Source organism: Streptococcus pseudopneumoniae, from assembly GCF_001068775.1.
Taxonomy (GTDB): domain Bacteria; phylum Bacillota; class Bacilli; order Lactobacillales; family Streptococcaceae; genus Streptococcus; species Streptococcus pseudopneumoniae_N.
In genome coordinates this window covers 16087-41190 of sequence record NZ_JWAJ01000075.1, presented here as the reverse complement: position 1 = coordinate 41190, position 25104 = coordinate 16087, and the positions used below count along the sequence as shown (strand labels likewise).

The window sequence follows — 25104 nt, the reverse complement described above, 5'->3', positions numbered from 1 at the left end:
CTTCTAGAAATTAAGTTGACTTTCCTAATCTCTTTGTTCACATCTTAATTCAATCTACTATAAAATCATGATAAATAGCGTATAATGGCAAAAGAAAGAAAAGAAATGGATTTCAAAATGAATAAACGTGTCCTATCGACAGCCCTATTAGCTCCAGCCTTTTTAGCTGGACAAGTCTATGCTGAAGAAAATACTAGTTCTTCAGAAGTTACAGAAGTTGTGAGCGCTGCAGAAGCACCAGTAGTAGCGACTCCTGAGGTTATTACAAGTCCAGCAACGCCAGCTGAAGAAGCTACACCTCAAAAAGAAGAACAAGATACTGTTATCTTGCACACCAATGACGTGCATGGTCGTATCGTAGAAGAAAAAGTAGTAATCGGAGATGCCAAACTTGCGACAGTTATTGAGAAGGAGCGAGAAAAGGGCAACCAAACGACTCTAGTAGTGGATGCAGGTGATGCCTTCCAAGGTCTGCCTATTTCAAACTCTACAAAGGGTGAAGCTCGTGCCAAAATCCTAAATGAGATGGGCTACGATGCTATGGCTGTAGGAAATCATGAGTTTGACTTTGGACTTGACGAAGCTAAAAAATACAAAGAAATCTTGAACTTCCCACTGCTTAGCTCAAATACTTATGTAAATAGAGCTCGTCTATTTGAAGCAGCAACAATTGTTGATAAGAACAAGAATGTTGAAGGTGATGAGTTTGTCGTCATCGGTGTGACAACACCTGAAACAGCTACTAAGACCCACCCTAAAAATGTTAAAGGCGTAACCTTTACAGAACCTATTGCAGAGGTTAACAAGGTTATCGAAGAAATTCAAGCTAAAGCCTTGGCAGAAGGCAAAGACTACAAACACTATGTTGTTCTCGCTCACTTGGGAGTCGATACAACAACACCTGTAGAATGGCGTGGTTCAACACTTGCAGAAGCACTTTCAAAAAATCCTCTTTTGAAAGGTAAGCGTGTTACAGTGATTGACGGTCACTCTCATACAGTAGAATCGACTACCTATGGGAACAATGTGACCTACAACCAGACAGGAAGCTATCTCCATAATGTCGGAAAAATCACTTACAAATCTCGACAATTATTGGGAAATCCAAGCCAGGTACCTGCTGCAGATGCTAAGAAATTAGAAGCCAATCCAAAGATTGCAGCCATGGTCAAAGAAATCAAAGAAAAATATGATGCTGAAAATGCTGTAGAAGTTGTTTCAAATAGCCCAGTTGAATTGAACGGTGTCCGTGAAAATGTTCGTGTCCGTGAAACTAACCTTGGAAATGTCGTCGCAGATTCTCTCTACCAGTATGGTCAAACAGGATTTAGTCATCCAACAGATATTGCTGTGACAAATGGTGGAGGCTTGCGTGAAACAATTGCCAAGGATAAACCAATTACAAAAGGAAATGTCATTGCAGTCTTGCCATTTGGAAACACAATCTCACAAATTCAAGTAACTGGTCAGCAAGTTCTGGATATGTTTGAAAAATCACTCGGCTCTATCTTGCAGGTTGATAAGGCAGGAAAAACTGTCTTGGATGAAAATGGTCAACCATTGCTAGAACCAAGTGGTGGATTCTTACAGATTTCAGGAGCCAAGGTCTACTACGATACAAACCTAGTCGCAGGTAAACGCGTCTTGGCTATTCAAGTGAAGAATCGTGCAACTGGTCTTTATGAAAAACTAGATTTGGCGAAAATCTACTACCTAGCAACCAATGACTTCCTTGCAGCAGGTGGTGACGGTTACACCATGCTTGGTGGTGCCAGAGAAGAAGGCCCTTCAATGGATGCTGCCTTTGAAGATTACCTTAAAACAGCTGATTTGACTCAGTATGAAAAGGTAAATCCAAATTCACGCACGATTTCTGTGGATTCAAAAACATTTAAACTGCCTGAAGATCAAGGTAAAGAGCAAGATCCAGCTAAACCAGAAAAAGATCAAGCAATAATTCCTACTCAACCAGGAAAAAATCAGAGAACAACTCCGGCTAATTCAGGAAATGATGCAACTAAGCCAGGAAAAACTCAAGAGACAACTCCAGCTAAAACTGAGAAGGACTCAGCAACAAAAACAACTCCATCAGGAAAAAATCAGGGAACAACTCCTGCTCAAACATCAACTGTAAAAGTTGATTATAAGGTTGCAGATAAATTTGCCAACAAGACAGTCGTATCAGAAAAATTACTTCCGAATACAGGTAGTGAACAATCTATTTTCATGATGCTATTGGGTATGATTCTTGGAGCGACAGCCCTCTGGACTAGCCGCAAACAAGAAAAATAATTCTAAAAGATGAAAACATCTCAGGTGTTTTCATCTTTTTTCTTGACTCCTTACTTGGATGTGATATACTTAACTAGTAAAGGAATGGTGTGATACTCAATAAAAATCAAAGAGCAAACTAGGAAGCGAGACGCGGGCTGTACTTGAGTACGCCAAGACGAAGCTGACGTGGTTTGAATTTGATTTTTGAAGAGTATGAAAACCTTGTATTTATAGAAATTCCGTTCTAAGAAAGGAGCAAATCATGAGACAGTTGGCAAAAGATATCGATCAATTTTTAAACGAGATTATTTTAAAGGCGGAAAATCAGCATGAAATTCTCATTGGTCATTGTACCAGTGATGTAGCCTTGACCAATACCCAGGAGCATATTCTCATGCTTTTATCAGAGGAGTCGCTAACCAACTCTGAGTTAGCGCGTCGTCTCAATGTCAGTCAAGCTGCCGTTACCAAGGCTATCAAATCCTTGGTCAAGGAGGGGATGTTGGAGACATCTAAGGATCCCAAGGATGCTCGCGTTATCTTCTATCAATTGACAGACTTGGCACGACCAATTGCTGAGGAACACCACCATCATCATGAGCATACCCTCTCGACTTATGAGCAGGTTGCCACTCAGTTCACACCAAACGAACAAAAAATTATCCAGCGGTTTTTAACTGCTTTAGTAGGAGAAATCAAGTAATGAGATACATCACAGTAGAGGATTTGTCCTTCTATTATGACAAGGAACCTGTTCTTGAGCATATCAATTACAGTGTTGATAGTGGGGAATTTGTCACACTGACAGGAGAAAATGGAGCAGCTAAGACGACTCTTATCAAAGCTAGTCTAGGTATTTTACAACCGAGAATTGGGAAAGTAACCATCTCAAAGACAAATATTCATGGGAAAAAATTAAGAATTGCCTATCTTCCTCAGCAAATTGCTAGTTTCAATGCAGGCTTTCCAAGTACCGTTTATGAATTTGTCAAATCAGGTCGCTACCCAAGAAAAGGTTGGTTCCGTCGTTTGAATGCCCATGATGAAGAACACATCAAGGCTAGTTTAAACTCAGTTGGCATGTGGGAACATCGGGATAAACGCATTGGTTCTCTCTCTGGTGGGCAAAAGCAAAGAGCGGTCATTGCACGTATGTTTGCTTCAGATCCAGATATCTTTATCTTGGATGAACCAACGACAGGGATGGATGCTGGCACCAAAAATGAATTTTATGAGCTCATGCACCATAGTGCCCACCATCATGGCAAGGCTGTTTTGATGATTACTCACGATCCTGAAGAAGTCAAGGATTACGCAGATCGTAATATCCACCTTGTTCGTGACCAAGATTCGCCATGGCGTTGCTTCAACGTCCATGAAAGTGATCAGGAGGTGGACCATGCTTAATCTACTGTCTTATGATTTTATGCAGCGAGCCTTTTTGGCAGTTATTGCCATGAGTCTCTTTTCACCAGTTCTTGGAACTTTTCTAATCTTGCGCCGTCAAAGTCTCATGAGCGACACTCTCAGTCACGTCTCGCTTTCGGGTGTTGCCTTTGGCTTGGTTTTGGGGATTTCTCCGACCATCTCAACTATTGCTATTGTCTTGATTGCGGCGGTCTTTCTTGAATACTTGCGTACGGTTTATAAGAGCTTTATGGAGATTGGGACAGCCATTCTCATGTCTACAGGACTTGCAGTTTCACTTATTGTGATGAGTAAGGGCAAGAGTTCTAGTTCGATGAGTCTGGATCAGTATCTTTTTGGTTCTATCGTGACCATTAGTCAAGAGCAGGTCATTGGGCTCTTTGTCATTGCGGCGGTTGTTTTAATCCTGACCTTCCTCTTTTTAAGACCCATGTATATTCTAACTTTTGATGAGGATACAGCTTTTGTAGATGGTCTTCCAGTGCGTACCATGTCTATTCTCTTTAACATGGTAACGGGTGTGGCTATTGCCCTCATGATCCCAGCAGCGGGAGCACTTTTGGTATCGACTATCATGGTCTTGCCAGCTAGTATCGCTTTGCGTTTAGGGAAGAACTTTAGTTCGGTGATGATTCTTGCCAGCGTTATTGGTTTTCTAGGCATGGTGGCAGGACTTTATATTTCCTATTATGCAGAGACACCACCGAGTGCAAGTATCACCCTTATCTTTGTAGTTGTCTTCTTGTTAGTCAGCTTACTCAAACGTTTTATCAAATAGGAGAAAAAATGAAAAAACTAGGCCTACTTTTGGCAAGTCTCGTGACGGTATTCTTAGTGGCTTGTTCCAATCAAAAACAGGCAAATGGGAAATTAAATATCGTCACAACATTCTACCCTGTCTACGAATTTACCGAGCAAGTAGCAGGCGATACAGCCAATGTCGAGCTCTTGATTGGGGCAGGGACAGAACCACATGATTATGAACCATCTCCTAAGGCAGTCGCTAAAATCCAAGACGCCGACGCCTTTGTGTATGAGAACGAAAACATGGAAACTTGGGTTCCCAAATTGTTAGATTCCCTAGATGCGAAAAAAGTAAAAACAATCAAGGCGACTGGGGATATGTTGCTTCTTCCAGGAAGTGAAGAAGAGGAGGACCATGACCATGGTGAAGAAGGTCATCATCACGAGTATGATCCTCACGTCTGGTTGTCTCCTGCGCGTGCCATTAAGCTTGTAGAGCACATTCGTGACAGTTTATCAGCTGACTATCCTGATAAAAAAACAACCTTTGAGCAAAATGCAGCTGCCTATATCGAGAAATTGCAAGCTCTGGACAAGGCCTATATTGAAGGACTTTCTAGCGCTAAACAAAAGAGTTTTGTGACTCAGCACGCTGCCTTTCGTTATCTTGCCTTGGACTACGGACTCACTCAAGTCTCTATCTCTGGGCTTTCGCCAGATGCGGAACCCTCAGCAAGCCGCTTGGCAGAATTGACCGAATATATCAAGAAGAACAAGATCTCTTATATCTACTTTGAAGAAAATGCCTCACAAGCTCTAGCTAATACTCTTTCAAAAGAAACAGGAGTTAAGTTAGACGTTCTGAATCCTCTGGAAAGCTTGACCGAAGAGGATATGAAGGACGGCGAGAACTATATCTCTATCATGGAGAAAAATCTCAAGGCCCTCAAGCAAACAACTGACCAGGCAGGGGCAGAAATTGAGCCAGAAAAAGCTGAGGAAACTAAAACAGTTCAAAATGGTTACTTTGAGGATGCAGATGTTAAGGATCGCACCTTGAGTGACTATACTGGTAACTGGCAGTCTGTTTATCCTTTCCTTGAAAATGGTACTCTTGATCAAGTCTTTGACTATAAGGCTAAATTGACTGGCAAGATGACCAAGGATGAGTATAAAGCTTACTATCAAAAAGGTTATCAAACAGATGTGACCAAGATTAACATTACGGATAACACCATGGAATTTATCCAAGGCGACCAAAGTAAGAAATATACTTACAAGTATGTTGGCAAGAAAATCTTGACTTATAAGAAAGGCAATCGAGGTGTTCGCTACCTCTTTGAAACGACAGATGAAAACGCTGGACAATTTAAGTATGTTCAGTTTAGCGACCATAATATCGCACCAGTTAAGACTGGACATTTCCATATCTTCTTTGGAGGCACGAGCCAAGAAGCCCTCTTTGAAGAGATGGATAATTGGCCAACCTATTATCCAGATGGCTTATCTGGTCAAGAAATTGCCCAAGAAATGTTGGCTCATTAAGATACGAATCACATGATAAAAGCGGACAGGAAAGTTTTCTGGTTATCAGAATCCTCTCTTGTCCGCTTTTTTTGAGTTTTGTAAGTTAAAGAGCCATTGTCCCTATTTATGTGCTTATAAATTTATTCAGTTTCAAGCTTACTTTATTTGTCAAAGCCTTGTAAAGTTTTTTCGCGTTCTTCTACTTGTCCCTTGGCATCTAGTTTGTTACCACCGTAAACTGCTGTTTCCCATGATCCATACATTGGATTTGGGAAGATGATGAATTTTTCGCCAAATTCTTTTTGCAATTCTTCAAGTTGTTTGTCACGATCAGCTTCAGAAGTTTTAGAAAAATCTGCAAAGTCTACAAGGTTATCACCAAATAGTAACACAAGATTTGTTTTTTCTTGAACAGCTTGGCGACGACCTTCTTTAGATTTTACACCACTCTCTAGGAACATGAGATGGTCACGTCCCTGTACAGGGATACCTTCATTTTCTAGATTTTTAATGGTAGCATCTACTTGGTCAACTGAGCGGTCAGAAATATAGTAGATTTGGACACCATTTTGATCGGCAAACTGAAGAAAATCTTTAGCACCTGGGACGGCTTTAGCTGCAGCTTTTTGGACCCAAACATCCCAATTTTCAGGTGTGAATGCTGTTCCATCTTTGACATTTTGAACTTGGTAAGGACTGTTGTCTAAGACTGTTTCATCCAAGTCCAAAACAATCGAATAAGGCTTGTCTGATTCTGTTTTCAGTAATTCCTTTAGACGATCTGTAGCAACATTATAGCCTTGTAGATACAAAGCTTTTGTTTCAGCTGCTTTTTGATACCAGAGAGTTGACATGGTATTTTCTCTAGACCGTAACTGGTCGTAAGTCATTGTAATCTGATTGTCAGATGAGTTATTAGCGGATGTTTGTGTTTCTGTGGATTTTGTAGCGCAACTGGTCAATAAGATGACAGATGCAAGTGCAGAAACGACTGTAACAGTGGTTTTAGCTGTTTTCATAAAATGTCTCCTGTCTATTAATTTCAATAACAGTATAGCATGAGGAAATAGTTAAGGCAAGCGTTTTCCTAAATATGGACTTAGTTTTTCAAAGAAAGATGCTGATAATTAACGGATTTAAGGAAGAGAAAAATCTTTAAAAGACCTTGAAAAATCTAGCTAAATAGGGTATAATATGAATAATCATTTGTCGTAGGTTTTGTCTGAAATATTGTCCGGACAAGGCTCACAGCAGTTAAATCTTCTGAAAAAGTCAGATTTAGCTGCTCTTTTTGTGCTTTTTTTCAGGATTTCGAACATTTGTAACAAAGACTTAAAGATTCTGAAAATTCATCAAGAGGACACGGTGATAGGGGTTTTACAACCATATGACGATTAGAAAGGCCTAGACGACTAGGCTTGAAACTTTATTTTAAAGGAGAATCATCTTGGCAGGACATGACGTTCAATACGGGAAACATCGTACCCGTCGTAGTTTTTCAAGAATCAAAGAAGTTCTTGACTTACCAAATTTGATTGAAATTCAAACTGATTCATTCAAAGATTTCCTAGACCATGGTCTGAAGGAAGTATTTGAAGATGTATTGCCGATTTCAAACTTCACAGACACAATGGAGTTGGAATTTGTTGGATATGAAATCAAGGAACCAAAATACACGCTAGAAGAAGCTCGTATCCACGATGCTAGCTACTCAGCACCTATCTTTGTAACCTTCCGCTTGATTAACAAAGAAACTGGCGAAATCAAGACACAGGAAGTCTTCTTTGGTGACTTCCCAATCATGACTGAGATGGGTACCTTCATCATCAATGGTGGTGAGCGTATCATCGTATCACAGTTGGTTCGTTCTCCAGGTGTTTACTTTAATGATAAGGTAGACAAAAATGGTAAAGTGGGCTACGGTTCAACTGTAATCCCTAACCGTGGAGCTTGGTTAGAGCTTGAAAGCGACTCAAAAGACATCGCCTATACTCGTATCGACCGTACTCGTAAGATTCCATTTACGACCTTGGTTCGTGCGCTTGGTTTCTCAGGTGATGACGAAATCTTTGATATCTTTGGTGACAGCGACCTTGTTCGCAACACTGTTGAAAAAGATATCCACAAGAACCCAATGGACTCTCGTACAGACGAAGCCTTGAAAGAAATTTACGAACGTCTTCGTCCAGGTGAGCCTAAGACTGCTGAAAGCTCACGTAGCTTGCTAGTGGCTCGTTTCTTTGACCCACGTCGTTATGACTTGGCAGCAGTTGGTCGTTACAAAATCAATAAAAAACTCAATGTTAAAACACGTTTGCTCAACCAAACTATTGCAGAGCCATTGGTAGATCCTGAAACTGGTGAAATCTTGGTAGAAGCTGGGACAGTTATGACTCGCAGCGTTATTGAAAGTATCGAAAGTCATTTGGATGGCGACTTGAACAAGATTGTCTACATTCCAAATGATGCTGCTGTAGTAACAGAGCCAGTTGTTCTTCAAAAATTCAAGGTTGTTGCACCAACTGACCCAGACCGTGTTGTAACAATCATCGGTAATGCAAATCCAGATGATAAAGTTCGTATTGTAACACCTGCAGATATCTTGGCTGAGATGAGTTACTTCCTAAACTTAGCAGAAGGTATTGGTCGTGTGGACGATATCGACCATCTTGGGAACCGTCGTATCCGTGCGGTTGGTGAATTGCTTGCTAACCAAGTACGTCTAGGACTTTCTCGTATGGAACGTAACGTTCGTGAACGTATGTCTGTTCAAGATAACGAAGTACTAACACCACAACAAATTATCAATATCCGTCCAGTAACTGCAGCAATCAAAGAATTCTTTGGTTCTTCTCAATTGTCACAGTTCATGGACCAACACAACCCGCTTTCTGAGTTGTCACACAAACGTCGTTTGTCTGCCTTAGGACCTGGTGGTTTGACACGTGACCGCGCTGGATATGAAGTGCGTGACGTGCACTACACTCACTATGGTCGTATGTGTCCGATTGAAACACCTGAGGGACCAAACATCGGTTTGATCAACAACTTGTCTTCATACGGACACCTCAACAAGTATGGTTTCATTCAAACACCATACCGTAAGGTTGACCGTGAAACAGGCAAAGTAACCAACGAAATCGTCTGGTTGACAGCCGATGAAGAAGATGAGTTCACAGTAGCGCAGGCTAACTCTAAATTGAACGCAGATGGCACTTTTACTGAAAAAGTTGTCATGGGACGTCACCAAGGGGTTAACCAAGAATATCCAGCATCAAGCGTTGATTACATGGACGTTTCTCCTAAGCAGGTAGTTGCCGTTGCGACAGCATGTATTCCTTTCTTGGAAAACGACGACTCCAACCGTGCCCTTATGGGAGCCAACATGCAACGTCAGGCTGTACCATTGATTGATCCCAAAGCACCTTACGTTGGTACTGGTATGGAATACCAAGCAGCCCACGATTCAGGAGCTGCAGTTATTGCACAACATGGTGGTAAGGTTACCTATGCAGATGCTGACAAGGTAGAAGTTCGTCGTGAAGATGGTTCATTGGATGTTTACCACATCCAAAAATTCCGTCGTTCAAACTCAGGTACTGCCTACAACCAACGTACTCTCGTAAAAGTTGGCGATATCGTTGAAAAAGGTGATTTCATCGCTGACGGACCTTCTATGGAAAATGGAGAAATGGCGCTTGGACAAAACCCAATCGTTGCCTACATGACTTGGGAAGGTTACAACTTCGAGGATGCCGTTATCATGAGCGAACGCTTGGTTAAAGATGATGTGTATACATCTGTCCACCTTGAAGAATACGAATCAGAAACACGCGATACAAAGCTTGGGCCTGAAGAAATCACTCGTGAAATTCCAAACGTTGGTGAAGATGCCCTTAAAGATCTTGACGAAATGGGTATTATCCGTATCGGTGCTGAAGTTAAAGAAGGGGATATCCTTGTAGGTAAAGTAACGCCTAAGGGTGAGAAAGACCTTTCAGCTGAAGAACGACTCTTGCACGCTATCTTCGGAGACAAATCTCGTGAAGTACGTGACACTTCTCTTCGTGTACCACACGGAGCTGATGGTGTCGTTCGTGATGTTAAGATCTTTACACGTGCAAATGGTGATGAATTACAATCAGGTGTGAATATGCTGGTTCGCGTTTACATCGCTCAAAAACGTAAGATCAAGGTCGGAGATAAGATGGCCGGACGTCATGGAAACAAAGGGGTTGTCTCTCGTATCGTTCCTGTAGAAGACATGCCTTACCTTCCAGACGGAACTCCAGTCGACATCATGTTGAACCCACTTGGGGTGCCATCACGTATGAATATCGGTCAGGTTATGGAGCTCCACCTTGGTATGGCAGCTCGTACCCTTGGTATTCACATCGCAACACCAGTCTTTGACGGAGCAAGTTCTGAAGATCTTTGGTCAACTGTTAAAGAAGCTGGTATGGATAGTGATGCCAAAACGATCCTTTACGATGGCCGTACTGGGGAACCGTTCGATAACCGTGTTTCTGTCGGAGTCATGTACATGATCAAACTCCACCACATGGTTGACGATAAATTGCACGCGCGTTCAGTCGGACCTTACTCAACTGTTACCCAACAACCACTCGGAGGTAAAGCTCAGTTTGGTGGACAACGTTTCGGTGAGATGGAGGTTTGGGCTCTTGAAGCCTACGGTGCATCAAATGTCCTTCAAGAAATCTTGACTTACAAGTCTGACGATATTAACGGACGTTTGAAAGCTTATGAGGCTATTACAAAAGGAAAACCAATTCCAAAACCAGGTGTTCCAGAATCCTTCCGAGTTCTTGTGAAAGAATTGCAATCTCTTGGTCTTGACATGCGTGTCCTTGACGAAGATGACCAAGAAGTGGAACTTCGTGACTTGGATGAAGGAATGGACGAAGATGTCATCCACGTAGATGATCTTGAAAAAGCCCGCGAAAAAGCAGCCCAAGAGGCTAAAGCAGCCTTTGAAGCTGAAGAAGCTGAGAAAGAAGCAAAAGCGGAAGAAACAGAAGAAGCTGCTGAACAAGAATAAGCAGTTCACTTAGAATAGAAAGGGAAGAAATAGTGGTTGATGTAAATCGTTTTAAAAGTATGCAAATCACCCTAGCTTCTCCAAGTAAAGTCCGTTCATGGTCTTATGGAGAAGTCAAAAAACCTGAAACAATCAATTACCGTACGTTGAAACCAGAACGTGAAGGACTATTTGACGAAGTCATCTTTGGTCCTACAAAAGACTGGGAATGTGCTTGTGGAAAATACAAACGCATTCGTTACAGAGGGATTGTTTGTGACCGTTGTGGTGTTGAAGTAACGCGTACAAAAGTTCGTCGTGAACGTATGGGACACATCGAGTTGAAAGCTCCTGTATCTCATATCTGGTATTTCAAGGGGATTCCAAGCCGTATGGGCTTGACCCTTGATATGAGTCCTCGTGCACTTGAGGAAGTTATCTACTTTGCCGCTTATGTGGTGATTGATCCCAAGGATACACCACTTGAGCACAAATCAATCATGACAGAGCGTGAATACCGTGAGCGCTTGCGTGAATATGGCTACGGATCATTCGTTGCTAAAATGGGTGCCGAAGCTATCCAAGACCTCTTGAAACAAGTAGATCTTGAAAAAGAAATTGCTGAACTCAAAGAAGAGTTGAAAACAGCTACTGGACAAAAACGTGTCAAAGCTATCCGTCGTTTGGATGTTTTGGATGCCTTTTACAAGTCTGGAAACAAACCTGAATGGATGATTCTCAACATCCTTCCAGTTATTCCACCAGATCTTCGTCCAATGTTGCAATTGGATGGTGGCCGTTTTGCCTCATCTGACTTGAACGACCTTTACCGTCGTGTTATCAACCGTAACAACCGTTTGGCTCGTTTGCTTGAGTTGAATGCACCTGGTATCATCGTTCAAAATGAGAAGCGTATGCTTCAAGAAGCGGTTGACGCTTTGATTGACAATGGTCGTCGTGGTCGTCCAATCACAGGACCAGGTAGCCGTCCTCTTAAATCATTGAGCCACATGCTCAAAGGTAAACAAGGACGCTTCCGTCAAAACTTGCTCGGTAAACGTGTTGACTTCTCAGGGCGTTCCGTTATCGCCGTTGGTCCAACGCTTAAGATGTACCAATGTGGTGTGCCACGTGAAATGGCTATTGAGCTCTTTAAACCATTTGTCATGCGTGAAATCGTAGCGCGTGATATCGTGCAAAACGTTAAAGCCGCTAAACGCTTGGTGGAACGTGGAGATGAGCGTATCTGGGATATCCTCGAAGAAGTTATCAAGGAACACCCAGTGCTTTTGAACCGCGCACCGACCCTTCACCGTTTGGGTATCCAAGCCTTTGAACCTGTCTTGATTGACGGTAAAGCCCTTCGCTTGCACCCACTTGTCTGTGAAGCCTACAATGCCGACTTTGACGGGGACCAAATGGCCATCCACGTACCGCTTTCAGAAGAAGCTCAAGCAGAAGCTCGTATCTTGATGTTGGCTGCTGAGCATATCTTGAACCCGAAAGATGGTAAACCAGTTGTTACTCCATCTCAGGACATGGTTTTGGGTAACTATTACTTGACCATGGAAGAAGCTGGTCGTGAAGGTGAAGGAATGGTCTTCAAAGACCGTGACGAAGCTGTTATGGCTTACCGTAATGGTTATGTTCACCTCCACTCACGTGTTGGTATTGCAACAGACAGCCTCAACAAACCATGGACTGAAGAGCAAAAACACAAGGTCTTGCTGACAACAGTTGGTAAAATCCTCTTCAACGACATCATGCCAGAGGGTCTGCCTTACTTGCAAGAACCTACAAATGCTAACTTAACAGAAGGCGTTCCAGCTAAGTACTTCTTGCCACTAGGTGGAGATATCAAGGAAGCTATTCGCAACCTTGAACTCAACCCACCATTCAAGAAGAAAAACCTTGGAAATATCATCGCTGAAATCTTCAAACGTTTCCGTACGACAGAAACATCTGCCCTGCTTGACCGTATGAAGAACCTTGGTTACCACCACTCAACTCTTGCAGGATTGACAGTGGGGATCGCTGACATTCCAGTGGTTGAAGATAAGGCTGAAATCATTGAAGAATCACACAAACGTGTAGAACAAATCACCAAACAATTCCGTCGTGGTATGATTACAGACGACGAGCGTTACAATGCTGTTACAGCTGAATGGCGTGCTGCCCGTGAAAAATTGGAGAAACGTTTGATTGCCAACCAAGATCCTAAGAACCCAATCGTTATGATGATGGACTCTGGAGCCCGTGGTAACATCTCAAACTTCTCACAGCTTGCCGGTATGCGTGGTCTGATGGCTGCTCCGAACGGACGTATCATGGAATTGCCAATCCTTTCAAACTTCCGTGAAGGTTTGTCAGTACTCGAAATGTTCTTCTCAACTCACGGTGCCCGTAAAGGTATGACCGATACGGCCCTTAAGACAGCCGACTCAGGTTACTTGACTCGTCGTTTGGTTGACGTTGCCCAAGACGTTATCATCCGTGAGGATGACTGTGGAACAGACCGTGGTCTCCTGATCCGTTCTATCGCAGAAGGAAAAGAGATGATCGAGTCTCTCGAAGAGCGTCTCAATGGTCGTTACACTAAGAAAACTGTTAAACATCCAGAAACTGGTGCAGTGATCATTGGTCCAAATGAGTTGATTACAGAAGACAAGGCGCGTGAAATTGTCAATGCTGGTGTGGAAGAAGTGACTATCCGTTCCGTATTTACATGTAACACTCGTCACGGTGTCTGCCGTCACTGTTATGGTATCAACTTGGCGACTGGTGATGCGGTTGAAGTTGGTGAAGCAGTCGGTACAATCGCTGCCCAATCTATCGGGGAACCTGGTACACAGCTTACAATGCGTACCTTCCACACGGGTGGGGTTGCCTCAAATACCGATATCACTCAGGGTCTTCCTCGTGTCCAAGAAATCTTTGAAGCCCGCAATCCTAAAGGGGAAGCAGTTATTACAGAGGTTAAAGGACAAGTTACCGCTATCGAAGAAGATGCATCAACTCGTACCAAGAAAGTCTTTGTTAAGGGTGAAACTGGCGAAGGTGAATACGTCGTTCCATTTACAGCTCGTATGCGTGTTGAAGTTGGAGACCAAGTAGCGCGTGGTGCTGCTCTTACAGAAGGTTCTATCCAACCAAAACGTCTCCTTGCAGTCCGTGATGTCTTGTCAGTTGAAACTTATCTTCTCGGTGAAGTACAAAAAGTTTACCGTAGCCAAGGGGTAGAAATTGGTGACAAACACATCGAGGTAATGGTTCGTCAAATGATCCGTAAAGTCCGTGTCATGGATCCAGGTGACACAGATCTTCTCATGGGTACTCTCATGGATATCAACGATTTTACAGATGCAAACAAAGATGTTCTTATCGCAGGTGGAGTTCCAGCAACAGGTCGTCCAGTCCTTATGGGAATCACCAAAGCCTCACTTGAAACAAATAGTTTCTTGTCAGCGGCTTCCTTCCAGGAAACAACTCGTGTCCTTACAGATGCAGCTATCCGTGGTAAGAAAGACCATCTCCTTGGTCTTAAGGAAAATGTTATCATCGGTAAGATTATCCCAGCTGGTACTGGTATGGCCCGTTACCGTAACCTTGAACCACATGCTATCAATGAAGAGTCTTACCTAGCATCTTCTCAAGAAGAAACTTCAGTAGATACGACTGTAGAAGAAGTCGTTGAAACTGTTGAAGTAAGCGAATAAGTAGGTGTTACTTAAGATCTGAGATGAAAAGATTAATCATTCACTATAGATTCTTAAGAAGGATCCACTAGATAAAAAAGCGAACAAGGCAGAATTCTGATTGTCAGAAAACTAGCTTTGCTCGCTTTTTGTATTTAATGTTAGGTTTGCGTTCTACTCACATTTTCAATTCATAAAGAGTGACTTATTTTAACTTGCTCGAGATACAATACTATGCTACAATCATCTAAAATAAGCGAGGATGTCAAAATATGAAAACTGAATATCAAAAAATGATTGCGGGGGAACCCTATCACCCGTTTGATCCAGAACTCCGTGCCTTAGCGCAAACAGCGCGACAAAAGCAAGCAGCTTTTAATGAAGAAGTCGATCCAGTAAAAGGTATGGAAATCATCAAAGGATGGTTTGGTTCTACTGGTGAAAATCTCTACATCAACACTCGCTTGATGGTAGATTACGGGGTCAATATTCATCTGGGAGAAAATTTCTATTCCAATTGGAATTTAACTATGCTAGATGTTTGTCCTATAACCATCGGTGACAATGCCATGATTGGTCCCAACTGTCAATTTTTAACACCCCTTCACCCACTGGACCCCGACGAACGAAACTCGGGACTAGAATTTGGCAAACCCATCACGATTGGTAAGAACTTTTGGGCAGGTGGTGGTGTCATTGTCCTACCGGGTGTTACTTTAGGGGATAATGTCGTTGCAGGAGCAGGAGCGGTTATTACCAAATCCTTTGGTGACAACGTAGTTCTAGCAGGAAATCCAGCACGAGTTATCAAAGAGATTCCAGTTAAAGGAAATTAAAGGTTGTAGAAAGAGAAAGTGAAGTCTTTTTCAAAAGAGCTCTTTGAAATCGAAAAGCCTAACCAGTCTCAGTATCAAAAACTTATTGCTAGCAAAAAACGAGGTCGGAATTTTTATCCCAGCCTCGTTTTTCGTCTTTAGAGATTTTTTCTCTTTTTAGCTTTTTTAGTCAATGCCACATCGCATTGATCAATATTTTGTGTAAGATAGCTAGTCACTTGGAAATCATCGACCTCTGTTTTTAGCTCGACTTCATAGACAATGCTAAGGTTGTCCCCTGCATTTGTGCTATTGATCGTAATCATGTCAATTTCTGAGCAGAATTGGTCAAGAGCAGATTGGATAGCATCTTGAATCTTCTCTTGATTAGTTACCGTGATTGTTAAAAGTCTACGGCGTTGATTGTCAGTTTTTACCTGTTGATTTTCCAAAAGGAACCAAACACCCAAGATAAAGAGGGTGAAGAGAATAGCCAGGAAGAGATAGCCTGTTCCACAAGCCAAACCGATAATCATGGCAAGGAAAATCGCAATCAGTTCTCTTGAACCACTCGTTGCAGAACGGAAACGAATCAAACTAAAGGTTCCGGCTACGGCAATTGAAGTTCCCAAGCTCCCATTGACCAGAAAAATAACCAAGGTCATAAGGCAGGGAAGCAGAGTCAAGCTGATAGCAAATTCTCTGGTGTAGAGGGTCCGATATTTGTAGGTCCAAGTAAGTGCCAAACCGAGGACTAGACTGACTAGAAGTGCCAGCAGTAGTTGGAAGGGGTCTGCACTTGCAGTGGCGTTGTTGAAAATGGAATTAAATAGATTAAGCATAAGCGGTACCTGCGCTTTCTATACTGGGACGTGGTGCATAAGGAAGGCCATGAGATTTGTGGTAAGCACAACTGTATTTTGAAAATTTGTGCTCCATCAAACCATACTTGTCTAGAATGTCTTATAACCACTGAGGTTTGTTTCCAGGAGCTTTAATCTCCATAATCACAGTATTGTCATCTAATAGAGGAGCCCCTTGATTTCCTGCGAAGAGACTGACATTTTCATCTCTATAGATTAGATTTTGGTCAATGGTGATACGAATTTTATGATAGTCGTAGCCCTCGATGTATTTTTTTTCTTTTAATGAATAACGATCGTAGTAGATGTACATACGAGGCTTGATAGCCTGCTTGTAATCTTGGTGAAGCTTTTTCACTTTTTCAATGACGACTGTATCAGTAATACTAGCATCCAAGTGCCCTTTGGTCATAAAATTAAGGATAGAAATAGGAGTTGAGAGTAGTCTAAATTTGCGACCAACTCCTTCTTGGTCCTTAGTTTTGATTTCTAAAAATACTTGACTATCTGCTTTGGGTTGGCTGAGATAGGTCCGCATCCGAACCTTTTCTTTTCGTTTAGCTCCAAAATCATCATCTAGTAGGACATCAAAGTCTTCCGTATCAAAGTAGATATTTGAAATAGTTGAAATTGGATAGTCGTCTTCTACCGAATATTCCTTTAAATCTTGGATGAGTTTATCTAAAATTTCTTTGGAGACAATATATTTGGTTTCAATCCGTTTGAACCTTGTTTCGATTGGTTTCATAATTCCTTCTCCTCTAATCTTAGGTTATACTATTTTTAAACAAGGATGAACTTGTTTGGATAGGATTTTAAAGAGTTTATCTAAAACTTTTGTTAAATTTAACTTAATTGAAACTAAACTTAAGAAAACTTTCAGAAAAAGTTTAGGCTTCTTTTAGGAAAGATCCGTAGACTAAGAGCATGTAAAATGAAAGACGAGGAAACGGGCATGAAAGCAAAAAAATGGACATTCCTATTAACAAGTATAACAACTCTAGCACTGGTAACAGCATGTACCCAGTCAACTACAAGCACAAGCAATAGTGCAGCGACGACAACAGTAACTACCAATAAGAAAACATCTAGTTACTTTACAGATAAGGACTATGATACTTCTTATGATGAAAAAACAGCTGCAACTGTAACTTTGTCAGGATCAACGGCGACGGTATCAGGTGACGGAGTGGCCGTATCAGGATCTACCGTTACAATCTCTAAGTCAGGTACCTATGTGATTTCTGGTCAATCCGATGGCGTTCAAATCAAGATCGAAGCTGGAAGTTCTGATGATGTACATATTGTTCTAAAGGGTGTGACCATGACCAATACCAATGCTGCTATATCTGCAACATCAGCCGGTCATGTTTACCTAACTCTAGCAGATGGCACAACTAATAGCCTATCAGATTCAGCAACTAATAGTGACGAAAAAGCGGATGCAGCGCTCTTCTCTAAAGTGGACTTGACCATCAACGGTAAAGGAACTCTCAATGTAGATGGTAAGAAAAACAATGGTATCAAGGCAAATGATACACTTCACATCACAGGTGGAAGCTACAACATCACAGCAGTCGGGGATGCCTTTAATGTTAATGATGAACTCAACATTACCGGCACAACTATGACTATCGATGCCAAGGAAGACGGAGTTAAGGTCGACAATGATGAGGACACATCTGTAGGAACCATGTATCTCTCTGACAATACCATCACTGTTACTGCTGGAGATGATGGTATCCACGCATCAGGTGATTTGGTTATTGATAGTGGTACCTATACCGTTAAGAATTCTACAGAAGGGCTTGAAGGTAAGTCAATTACTATCAACGGTGGAGATATCGCCATCTATTCAACGGATGATGGTGTCAATGCAGCCAACAAAAATGCTCAACAAAGTGAAATTTTCTTCACTATGAATGGTGGGAACTTGACGGTTGAAGTTGGTCAAGGGGACACGGATCCAATTGACTCAAATGGTAATATTACAGTTAATGGAGGAACCATCAAAATGACTGGTCAAACTGGTTTTGACTTTGATGGAACAGCGACCTACACAGGCGGAGATATCTATCTCAATGGTGAAAAACAAACTGAGATTGTCAGTTCTATGCCTGGAGGCGGAGGGGCACCTGGCGGTGGCCCTCAAGGAAATGGAGGCCCTGGTGGACGACCATAAAATAAAAATCTCCTTTCTCGAAAGAGAAGGGAGATTTTTTTCAACTATCAACTTTCAACTTGACAAGTGAGTGGATACTCACTATAATAGTTTTATATTTCAAAAGTGAGTAAATACTCACCTAGGAGGATTCAAATGAAAAAATTGTTACATTTAAAAGATTTAGAAAAATCTTTTGGTCGTCAAATGGTCTTAGATCACGTTGGTTTTGATTTACAGCCTGGAGAAATCATTGGTCTAATCGGTCCATCAGGTGCTGGTAAATCAACTATGATTAAAACCATGCTAGGAATGGAAAAGGCGGATAGCGGTATCGCTTTAGTCTTGGACCATACTATGCCAAATCGTCATATTTTAGGTGATATTGGCTATATGGCTCAGTCTGATGCTCTTTATGAGGCCTTGTCAGGTCAAGAAAATCTAGAATTTTTTGGTCAGCTAAAAGGGCTATCCAAAAGAGATCTGACAGCTGAAATTGCCCATGTGGCTCAAGTTGTGGATCTGACAGAGCATTTGAATAAAACGGTATCCGGTTATTCTGGAGGAATGAAGCGACGCTTGTCTTTAGCCGTCGCGCTTCTGGGGAATCCTCAGCTCTTGATTTTGGACGAACCGACAGTTGGAATCGACCCTTCTCTTCGAAAGAAAATCTGGAAAGAATTATTCGCGCTTAGAGACAATGGGGTAGGGATATTAGTTACTACCCATGTTATGGATGAAGCAGAGTTAACGGATAAGGTCGGCTTATTATTAGGTGGAAAAATCATTGCTTTTGATACACCGCAACACTTAAAAGATAGTTATCAAGTTTCAAGTATTGAAGAAGTCTTTTTGAAAGCAGAAGGAGAGTAAGATGAGAACCATTGCTATTGCTAAAAAAGTTATCAAAGAATTGCTTCGTGACAAACGAACCTTGGCTATGATGTTTGTAGCGCCGGTATTTATTATGTGGCTGATGAACCTCATGTTTTCAGCTAGTACAACCGTGAATGTCAAGTTAGCGACACAAGATCTACCAACTGGTTTGGTAACAAAAATGGATGAGCTCGATCATGTGGACGTCGAGACTTATCAAGACTTAGATCAGGCTAAAAAAGCTCTAGCTGACGAGAAAGTAGATGCAGTCATATCGTATAAAGATGGTGAGTATCAGGTCGACTACGCAAATACGGATGCTTCTAAAACAACTATGACACGACAAGTGTTACGAACAAGTATCGTCAATGAAGGCACCGATCAGTTATTATCTCGTGTCAAACAAGCTCTTCCACAATTGAAATTAGATGAAAAGGCGCCTGAAATCAAAGAATCTTACCAATATGGAGATAAAAATACTGGATTCTTTGCACGTATGATTCCAATTTTAATTGGCTTTGTGGTCTTCTTCTTTGTCTTTTTGATTTCTGGTATGGCACTGTTGAAAGAGCGAACAAGTGGAACCTTGGATCGCTTGTTAGCAACCCCAGTGAAACGTTCTGAAATCGTCTATGGCTATATGTTGTCTTACGGTATTATTGCGATTTTTCAAACGGCAGTTGTCGTTTTAGCAGCAATTTGGCTACTAGATGTAGAAGTTGTAGGAAATATTTTAAATGTTATAATAGTTAATGTGGTACTGGCTCTTGTAGCACTAGCTTTTGGAATTCTCTTGTCTACTCTAGCAAAATCAGAATTCCAAATGATGCAATTTATTCCTCTCGTGATTATGCCCCAACTTTTTTTCTCAGGAATTATTCCATTGTCATCCATGGGAGAATGGGCTCCAACTGTGGGGAAATTTTTGCCATTAACCTATTCTGGTGATGCAATAAGCCAGATTATTCTTTACGGACACAATCTTGGTGATATTTTGTCAAATCTTGGTGTTTTAATGATTTTCTTGATCATTTTAACAATTCTCAATATTGTTGGATTGCGTCGTTATCGTAAAGTTTAGAAATCAACATAAATAATGCTAAAAAGGTGTGAAGATTGGATGGATAAGACTGTTTTTGAATCGTTTGAAGATTACTTAGAAGAAGCGAATTACCCTCAAGGAAAGAAAAAAATCATGCAGGCAGCAGTGGATCTCATATCAACCAGGAGTTACCATGGGACCTCAACTCTTCACATAGCTGAGCGTGCTGGACTAAGCCAGGCAACTTTGTTTAAGTATTTTAAGACGAAGGATGATTTACTGACGGCTATTTTACATCCTGTAGTCCCAGGCATTCTCGGTAGTTTTTTTGAGGAACTCTTAGCTTTTGAAACGACAGAAGAGAGGGTTCGTTATCTCGTCCATAATCGTATGAGCTATCTCAAAAAAAATCGTGCCTTGATGAAAATCATTCTACAAGAGAGTTTTTCAAATAAAAAACTAAAAAATGAACAGATTTTTATCTGGAATGCTATTCAAGATAAACTTCGAGTGCTTCATAAGGAATTGCTAGCAGATCCACGTGTAAATCCAGAGATAACGATTCCTCAAATGGTTCGCATCTGTATAGGTCCATTGTTAGCTTACTTCTCTCAACTATATGTCGTTGGCGTCAATGGCGAAATGAGAGAAGAGGACTTAGGCTTATTGGAAAAACAAATCTTAGGTGGTTTGTGGAAATAGGAGGAGTATAGGAATTAGTTCTTTTTGCTTTAGGTTGAGCAACACATCATAAGAAGTATTTTCTAATATTAAAAAACATAATAATTTAAAGAAAAAACTCTTATCCCTAGCATATTAACAGCTTGGAATAAGAGTTTCTTATGTTATTAGGACGAGAAAGAATTATTCTCCGTCTTTTTTAAAGATGTTTTTTACGCCAGATACTGCACCTTCGACAGCTTCTTTTGCATCTTCAGCAACTTCTTTAGCTTTTGAAGCTACCTTTTCTGCAGCTCCTTCTGTTTGAGTTTTTGTATCGCCAGTTAGTTTACCAAAGCCTTCTTTAACAGAACCTTTAGCTTGGTTGAATTTTTCTTCGATTGACATGGGGGATACCTCCGTTAATTTTTTGTATTATCTAAATTACATCAGATATTGGTTTAAGTATATACCCTTTTATGCTAAAAAGCAAAAAACTGATACGAAAAGCATCAGTTTATTTTTTAATAGGTTACAACATTCAATTGACCTTTATCATATTCAGCGATAAAGATATTTGAGACTTCTTCGAAACCTTCTTCTTTCAATTTCTCAGTTAGCCACTCCTCGGATTTGCCAATGGTTTCTAGGATTTCAACTTGGACAACACCGTCTGTGATGACTGGGTACTTAGGATTTTCGTCACCCATTCTTACGACAATTAGTTGTCCGTTTTGCTCAATCACAGCTCTCTTGACATCCTTTAATTGAAAGATTCCTTGAGCGCGCAATTTAAGAGCAACATCAGCAGCAGCTAGACCTTTTGAGCGACAGGCTTCTGGATCTAATGTTCCATTTTTAATGATAATCGTAGGTTTTCCGTCAATCAGATGTTTAATGAAGGAAACATTGGTATTCAACCATTTGAGGAGTAAAATGAGAATAGTCCAAATAATGAGGATAACAATGTATTGGATGATGGTGATAGAACTATTGTAGATAACCCCACCGATAATACCCCCGAGAACAAAGTTCTGGATTTGATCTACTGCAGAACTTGGTGCTAAATTTCCTTTACCTGTTACGTTAATAACAAAAACAAGAGAAAGTAGCCCCAAGGCTAATTTAATTGCAATCGTAGCAAAAAAGCTTATCATTTTTCAACCTCCACGAGTTCAACATCTGATTTATAGAGTTCCATTTTTTCTAATAAATAGCTATCTTGGTCAGTCCCGCTAATGGCACGATAAAAATTGTTGCCAACCTTAATAATCGCCCCATCAGTCACTGCTGATGTGTTGACATAGACCTCTTTTTTATCTACACCTAATTCTTTTGAAACGACTTCGATAAAGTTTAGGGAAGAGCGGAATTGATTATCGTTGGATTGACTGTTTTGAAGATTCGTAATGCTTATCAAAACGAATGCGATTAAGGTCAAAATAGAAATGAGCGATAATTCACGGAACTTGCTCCCTTTTTTATCTTTGAAAGCTTTAAATGCAAAAAATCCAGTCACGATAAGCAGTAAAGCTGATACGATAATCATGGCCCAATTCTGTTGACTGATCTGACTGAGCACATAGTCATAGGAATAGAATTTCATAAGATTTCTCCCTTTTTCAAATTAAATCTATTATAAGATAATTCCTAAGCTATAGCAAGTTTATTATGACGAAAAAAGCATTTAATTGTTGTTTCCTACTTAAGGTAGGTTTATTTATTGAACTTAGACCAGAACTTGACTTTCCCTTTGTATTTGATACAATAGTAAAAATTTAGAGGAGGTACTTTATGATTCAAAAACACGCTATTCCTATTTTAGAGTTTGATGACAATCCTCAGGCAGTTATTATGCCCAACCATGAAGGCTTGGATTTACAGTTACCAAAGAAGTGTGTTTATGCATTTTTGGAGGAGGAGATTGACCGCTTTGCTCAGGAAGTAGGGGCGGAGTGTGTTGGGGAGTTTGTGTCTGCCACTAAGACCTACCCCGTTTATGTCATGAGTTACAAGGGTGAGGAAGTGTGTCTGGCCCAAGCTCCTGTTGGTTCTGCCCCTGCGGCCCAGTTTATGGACTGGTTGATTGGTTACGGTGTGGAGAAAATCATTTCCACGGGAACCTGCGGGGTGCTGAGTAATATAGAAGAAAATGCCTTTCTAGTTCCAGTTCGAGCCCTACGCGATGAAGGAGCCAGCTACCATTATGCACCACCTTCTCGTTATATGGATGTGCATGTAGAAGTTGTTTCTGCTATCGAGCAAGTTTTGGAACAACTAGGTGTCCCTTACGAAGAAGTCATGACTTGGTCGACAGACGGATTTTACCGGGAAACAGCTGAAAAAGTTGCCTATCGCAAGGAAGAAGGCTGTGCTGTTGTAGAGATGGAGTGTGCAGCTCTTGCGGCAGTAGCTCAGCTTCGCGGAGCAGTTTGGGGTGAGTTGTTGTTTACGGCAGATTCTTTGGCAGATCTTGATAACTATGACCAACGCGATTGGGGTGCAGAAGCTTTTGATAAGGCGCTAGGTCTCTGCCTTGAGATTGTTAGTCATATGTGAGTATTCTCAGATTTTTGTGGTACAATGTAGCTATGTTATTAAAATCAATTGTTGAAAAAATAAATACCATTCTAGGACGTTTATCACCCGCTCGGAGAATCTTTTTAAGTTTTGCTTTGGTTATTCTCTTGGGGTCTCTCCTTTTGAGTCTGCCATTTGCACAATCTCCAACATCTCATGCCGGTTACTTTGATCATTTATTTACAGCCGTATCTATGGTCTGTGTGACAGGACTTTTTACCTTACCTGTCGCTTCGACCTACAATGTCTGGGGGCAGCTGATCTGTATGTTCTTGATTCAGATTGGTGGTTTGGGTCTCATGACCTTTATCGGAATTTTCTATATCCAGGGCAAGCAAAAACTCAGTCTTCGAGGTCGAGAAACGATTCTGGAGAGCTTTAGCTTCGAAGAAACCCAGTCTCTGAGGGATTTTCTACGTTCCATCTTCGTGACGACTTTTCTAGTAGAAGGATTCGGAGCCTTTCTGCTAAGTTTTCGTTTTGTCCCCGAGTTTGGTTGGGGACGGGGGATTTTTACTTCCATTTTCGTAGCTATTTCAGCTTTCTGTAATGCTGGATTTGATAATTTTGGTAGCACGAGTTTGCTAGCCTTTCAGACAGACCCATTGATTAATTTAGTGATTGCAGGATTGATTATTACGGGTGGTCTAGGTTTCATGGTTTGGTTCGACTTGGCTACCCAATTAGGAAAGAAGAAAAAGCGTCGTCTTCGTTTCCATACTAAGCTAGTCCTCTTCTTAACAGCGGGGATTTTATTTGCTGGAACAGTTTCAACCCTCTTGATAGAGTGGAACAATTCGGGAACGATTGGCAATCTCAGCTTCCCTGATAAATTGCTGGTTAGTTTCTTCCAAACTGTCAGCATGAGAACAGCCGGTTTTGCTTCTATTGATTTTACTCAGGCTAGACCTGTTACCTTGATGATCTATATTTTGCAGATGTTTCTGGGTGGGGCACCTGGAGGAACAGCCGGGGGGCTTAAAATCACAACCTTCTTTGTATTATTAGTATTTGCACGCAGTGAACTTTTAGGATTACCCCATGCCAATGTAGCTCGGAGAACGATTGAACCTCGGACAGTCCAAAAATCATTCAGTGTCTTCATTATTTTTTTATTGACTTTTCTGGTTGGCTTGATTTTACTAGGAATAACAGCAGAAGGGAATCCGAAATTTATCTACCTGATGTTTGAAACTATTTCAGCGCTTGCCACGGTTGGAGTAACTGCTAATTTGACACCAGAGTTAGGTAAGCTAGCGCTTAGTGTCATCATGCTACTGATGTTTATTGGGCGAATCGGACCTCTGACGCTATTAGTTAGTTTGGCTGAGTATCGACCAGATAAGAAAGATATGATCCACTATATGAAAGCAGATATTACCATAGGATAAGAAAGGATAA

The 25104-nt window shown here is 41.2% G+C and carries 19 protein-coding genes and 1 pseudogene; 14 read left to right on the top strand and 6 right to left on the bottom strand.

Features of this window, described 5'->3' with window-relative positions; all coding sequences use genetic code 11:
• Window positions 1-117 precede the first annotated feature (117 nt).
• From nt5e to ADF68_RS02835, 5 genes are all read left to right on the top strand, one after another.
• Window positions 118-2292, top strand: coding sequence for a cell surface ecto-5'-nucleotidase Nt5e (gene nt5e, locus ADF68_RS02855; RefSeq protein WP_049548551.1), 2175 nt, complete (start codon window positions 118-120; stop codon window positions 2290-2292).
• Between the two features lie 244 nt (window positions 2293-2536).
• Window positions 2537-2977 (top strand): zinc-dependent transcriptional regulator AdcR, encoded by a 441-nt coding sequence (adcR, locus tag ADF68_RS02850; protein ID WP_049548547.1) that lies wholly within the window; start codon window positions 2537-2539, stop codon window positions 2975-2977.
• Complete coding sequence (locus ADF68_RS02845) at window positions 2977-3681, top strand: metal ABC transporter ATP-binding protein (protein ID WP_049548546.1); 705 nt, start codon at window positions 2977-2979, stop codon at window positions 3679-3681. Before adcR ends, ADF68_RS02845 begins: the two co-directional genes overlap by 1 nt.
• The gene (locus tag ADF68_RS02840; protein ID WP_049548545.1) at window positions 3674-4480 is read left to right on the top strand and encodes a metal ABC transporter permease; all 807 of its coding nucleotides are present in this window, start codon (window positions 3674-3676) and stop codon (window positions 4478-4480) included. Before ADF68_RS02845 ends, ADF68_RS02840 begins: the two co-directional genes overlap by 8 nt.
• 8 nt (window positions 4481-4488) lie before the next feature.
• Window positions 4489-5991, top strand: a complete 1503-nt coding sequence (locus ADF68_RS02835; RefSeq protein WP_049548544.1) for a zinc ABC transporter substrate-binding protein AdcA — start codon at window positions 4489-4491, stop codon at window positions 5989-5991.
• 143 nt (window positions 5992-6134) lie between these two features.
• On the opposite strand, the gene ADF68_RS02830 is transcribed toward ADF68_RS02835, so the two are convergent.
• Window positions 6135-6992, bottom strand: a complete 858-nt coding sequence (locus ADF68_RS02830) for a 5'-nucleotidase, lipoprotein e(P4) family (protein ID WP_049548543.1) — start codon at window positions 6990-6992, stop codon at window positions 6135-6137.
• Between the two features lie 428 nt (window positions 6993-7420).
• Between ADF68_RS02830 and ADF68_RS02825 the strand changes: the two genes are divergently transcribed.
• The 3 genes from ADF68_RS02825 (at window position 7421) to ADF68_RS02815 (ending at window position 15542) form a co-directional block, all read left to right on the top strand.
• Window positions 7421-11032, top strand: a complete 3612-nt coding sequence (locus ADF68_RS02825; protein WP_049548542.1) for a DNA-directed RNA polymerase subunit beta — start codon at window positions 7421-7423, stop codon at window positions 11030-11032.
• A gap of 32 nt (window positions 11033-11064) precedes the next feature.
• Window positions 11065-14727, top strand: a complete 3663-nt coding sequence (gene rpoC, locus ADF68_RS02820; protein WP_049548541.1) for a DNA-directed RNA polymerase subunit beta' — start codon at window positions 11065-11067, stop codon at window positions 14725-14727.
• Window positions 14728-14978: 251 nt separating this feature from the next.
• Complete coding sequence (locus ADF68_RS02815; RefSeq protein ID WP_007554540.1) at window positions 14979-15542, top strand: sugar O-acetyltransferase; 564 nt, start codon at window positions 14979-14981, stop codon at window positions 15540-15542.
• A 137-nt stretch (window positions 15543-15679) separates the two neighbouring features.
• Here ADF68_RS02815 and ADF68_RS02810 read toward each other — a convergent pair whose 3' ends face one another.
• On the bottom strand, window positions 15680-16363 hold the full coding sequence (locus ADF68_RS02810; protein ID WP_049548540.1) for a DUF4956 domain-containing protein: 684 nt from the start codon (window positions 16361-16363) through the stop codon (window positions 15680-15682).
• Window positions 16356-17132, bottom strand: a pseudogene (locus tag ADF68_RS02805) (polyphosphate polymerase domain-containing protein). Before ADF68_RS02805 ends, ADF68_RS02810 begins: the two are co-directional and overlap by 8 nt.
• A gap of 207 nt (window positions 17133-17339) precedes the next feature.
• On the opposite strand from ADF68_RS02805, the gene ADF68_RS02800 reads away from it, so the two are divergent.
• The 4 genes from ADF68_RS02800 to ADF68_RS02785 all read left to right on the top strand — a co-directional run bounded on the left by ADF68_RS02800 (window position 17340) and on the right by ADF68_RS02785 (window position 21165).
• Window positions 17340-18566 (top strand): carbohydrate-binding domain-containing protein, encoded by a 1227-nt coding sequence (locus ADF68_RS02800; RefSeq protein WP_049548550.1) that lies wholly within the window; start codon window positions 17340-17342, stop codon window positions 18564-18566.
• 135 nt (window positions 18567-18701) lie between these two features.
• A complete protein-coding gene (locus ADF68_RS02795) occupies window positions 18702-19418 on the top strand; it encodes an ABC transporter ATP-binding protein (RefSeq protein WP_021144116.1) in 717 nt (238 codons plus the stop codon).
• Window position 19419: 1 nt separating this feature from the next.
• Window positions 19420-20502, top strand: a complete 1083-nt coding sequence (locus ADF68_RS02790; protein WP_006154045.1) for an ABC transporter permease — start codon at window positions 19420-19422, stop codon at window positions 20500-20502.
• A gap of 39 nt (window positions 20503-20541) precedes the next feature.
• A complete protein-coding gene (locus ADF68_RS02785) occupies window positions 20542-21165 on the top strand; it encodes a TetR/AcrR family transcriptional regulator (RefSeq protein WP_049508119.1) in 624 nt (207 codons plus the stop codon).
• Between the two features lie 162 nt (window positions 21166-21327).
• On the opposite strand, the gene ADF68_RS02780 is transcribed toward ADF68_RS02785, so the two are convergent.
• From ADF68_RS02780 to ADF68_RS02770, 3 genes are all read right to left on the bottom strand, one after another.
• A complete protein-coding gene (locus ADF68_RS02780) occupies window positions 21328-21531 on the bottom strand; it encodes a CsbD family protein (RefSeq protein ID WP_006153995.1) in 204 nt (67 codons plus the stop codon).
• Window positions 21532-21647: 116 nt separating this feature from the next.
• Window positions 21648-22280 carry a DUF421 domain-containing protein gene (locus ADF68_RS02775; RefSeq protein ID WP_006154046.1) on the bottom strand — a complete coding sequence of 211 codons (633 nt, stop codon included), beginning with the start codon at window positions 22278-22280 and terminating at the stop codon, window positions 21648-21650.
• Window positions 22277-22729, bottom strand: a complete 453-nt coding sequence (locus ADF68_RS02770) for a DUF3290 family protein (protein WP_049548539.1) — start codon at window positions 22727-22729, stop codon at window positions 22277-22279. The genes ADF68_RS02775 and ADF68_RS02770 overlap by 4 nt, the downstream gene beginning before the upstream one ends.
• Before the next feature lie 188 nt (window positions 22730-22917).
• Here ADF68_RS02770 and ADF68_RS02765 point away from each other — a divergent pair, with 188 nt between their 5' ends.
• Window positions 22918-23682 (top strand): nucleoside phosphorylase, encoded by a 765-nt coding sequence (locus ADF68_RS02765; RefSeq protein WP_049548538.1) that lies wholly within the window; start codon window positions 22918-22920, stop codon window positions 23680-23682.
• A gap of 32 nt (window positions 23683-23714) precedes the next feature.
• Window positions 23715-25094, top strand: a complete 1380-nt coding sequence (locus ADF68_RS02760) for a TrkH family potassium uptake protein (RefSeq protein WP_049548537.1) — start codon at window positions 23715-23717, stop codon at window positions 25092-25094.
• The last annotated feature ends 10 nt before the right edge of the window (window positions 25095-25104 follow it).

Bases quoted from the DNA above. Each gene is read 5' to 3' on its own strand.
- ADF68_RS02765 (WP_049548538.1), top strand. From the start codon at position 22,918: ATGATTCAAAAACACGCTATTCCTATTTTAGAGTTTGATGACAATCCT.
- ADF68_RS02845 (WP_049548546.1), top strand. From the start codon at position 2,977: ATGAGATACATCACAGTAGAGGATTTGTCCTTCTATTATGACAAGGAA.
- ADF68_RS02840 (WP_049548545.1), top strand. From the start codon at position 3,674: ATGCTTAATCTACTGTCTTATGATTTTATGCAGCGAGCCTTTTTGGCA.
- adcR (WP_049548547.1), top strand. From the start codon at position 2,537: ATGAGACAGTTGGCAAAAGATATCGATCAATTTTTAAACGAGATTATT.
- ADF68_RS02775 (WP_006154046.1), bottom strand. From the start codon at position 22,280: ATGATAAGCTTTTTTGCTACGATTGCAATTAAATTAGCCTTGGGGCTA.
- ADF68_RS02815 (WP_007554540.1), top strand. From the start codon at position 14,979: ATGAAAACTGAATATCAAAAAATGATTGCGGGGGAACCCTATCACCCG.
- ADF68_RS02780 (WP_006153995.1), bottom strand. From the start codon at position 21,531: ATGTCAATCGAAGAAAAATTCAACCAAGCTAAAGGTTCTGTTAAAGAA.
- ADF68_RS02795 (WP_021144116.1), top strand. From the start codon at position 18,702: ATGAAAAAATTGTTACATTTAAAAGATTTAGAAAAATCTTTTGGTCGT.
- ADF68_RS02800 (WP_049548550.1), top strand. From the start codon at position 17,340: ATGAAAGCAAAAAAATGGACATTCCTATTAACAAGTATAACAACTCTA.
- ADF68_RS02760 (WP_049548537.1), top strand. From the start codon at position 23,715: ATGTTATTAAAATCAATTGTTGAAAAAATAAATACCATTCTAGGACGT.
- ADF68_RS02835 (WP_049548544.1), top strand. From the start codon at position 4,489: ATGAAAAAACTAGGCCTACTTTTGGCAAGTCTCGTGACGGTATTCTTA.
- ADF68_RS02790 (WP_006154045.1), top strand. From the start codon at position 19,420: ATGAGAACCATTGCTATTGCTAAAAAAGTTATCAAAGAATTGCTTCGT.
- ADF68_RS02785 (WP_049508119.1), top strand. From the start codon at position 20,542: ATGGATAAGACTGTTTTTGAATCGTTTGAAGATTACTTAGAAGAAGCG.
- ADF68_RS02830 (WP_049548543.1), bottom strand. From the start codon at position 6,992: ATGAAAACAGCTAAAACCACTGTTACAGTCGTTTCTGCACTTGCATCT.
- nt5e (WP_049548551.1), top strand. From the start codon at position 118: ATGAATAAACGTGTCCTATCGACAGCCCTATTAGCTCCAGCCTTTTTA.
- ADF68_RS02770 (WP_049548539.1), bottom strand. From the start codon at position 22,729: ATGAAATTCTATTCCTATGACTATGTGCTCAGTCAGATCAGTCAACAG.
- ADF68_RS02810 (WP_049548540.1), bottom strand. From the start codon at position 16,363: ATGCTTAATCTATTTAATTCCATTTTCAACAACGCCACTGCAAGTGCA.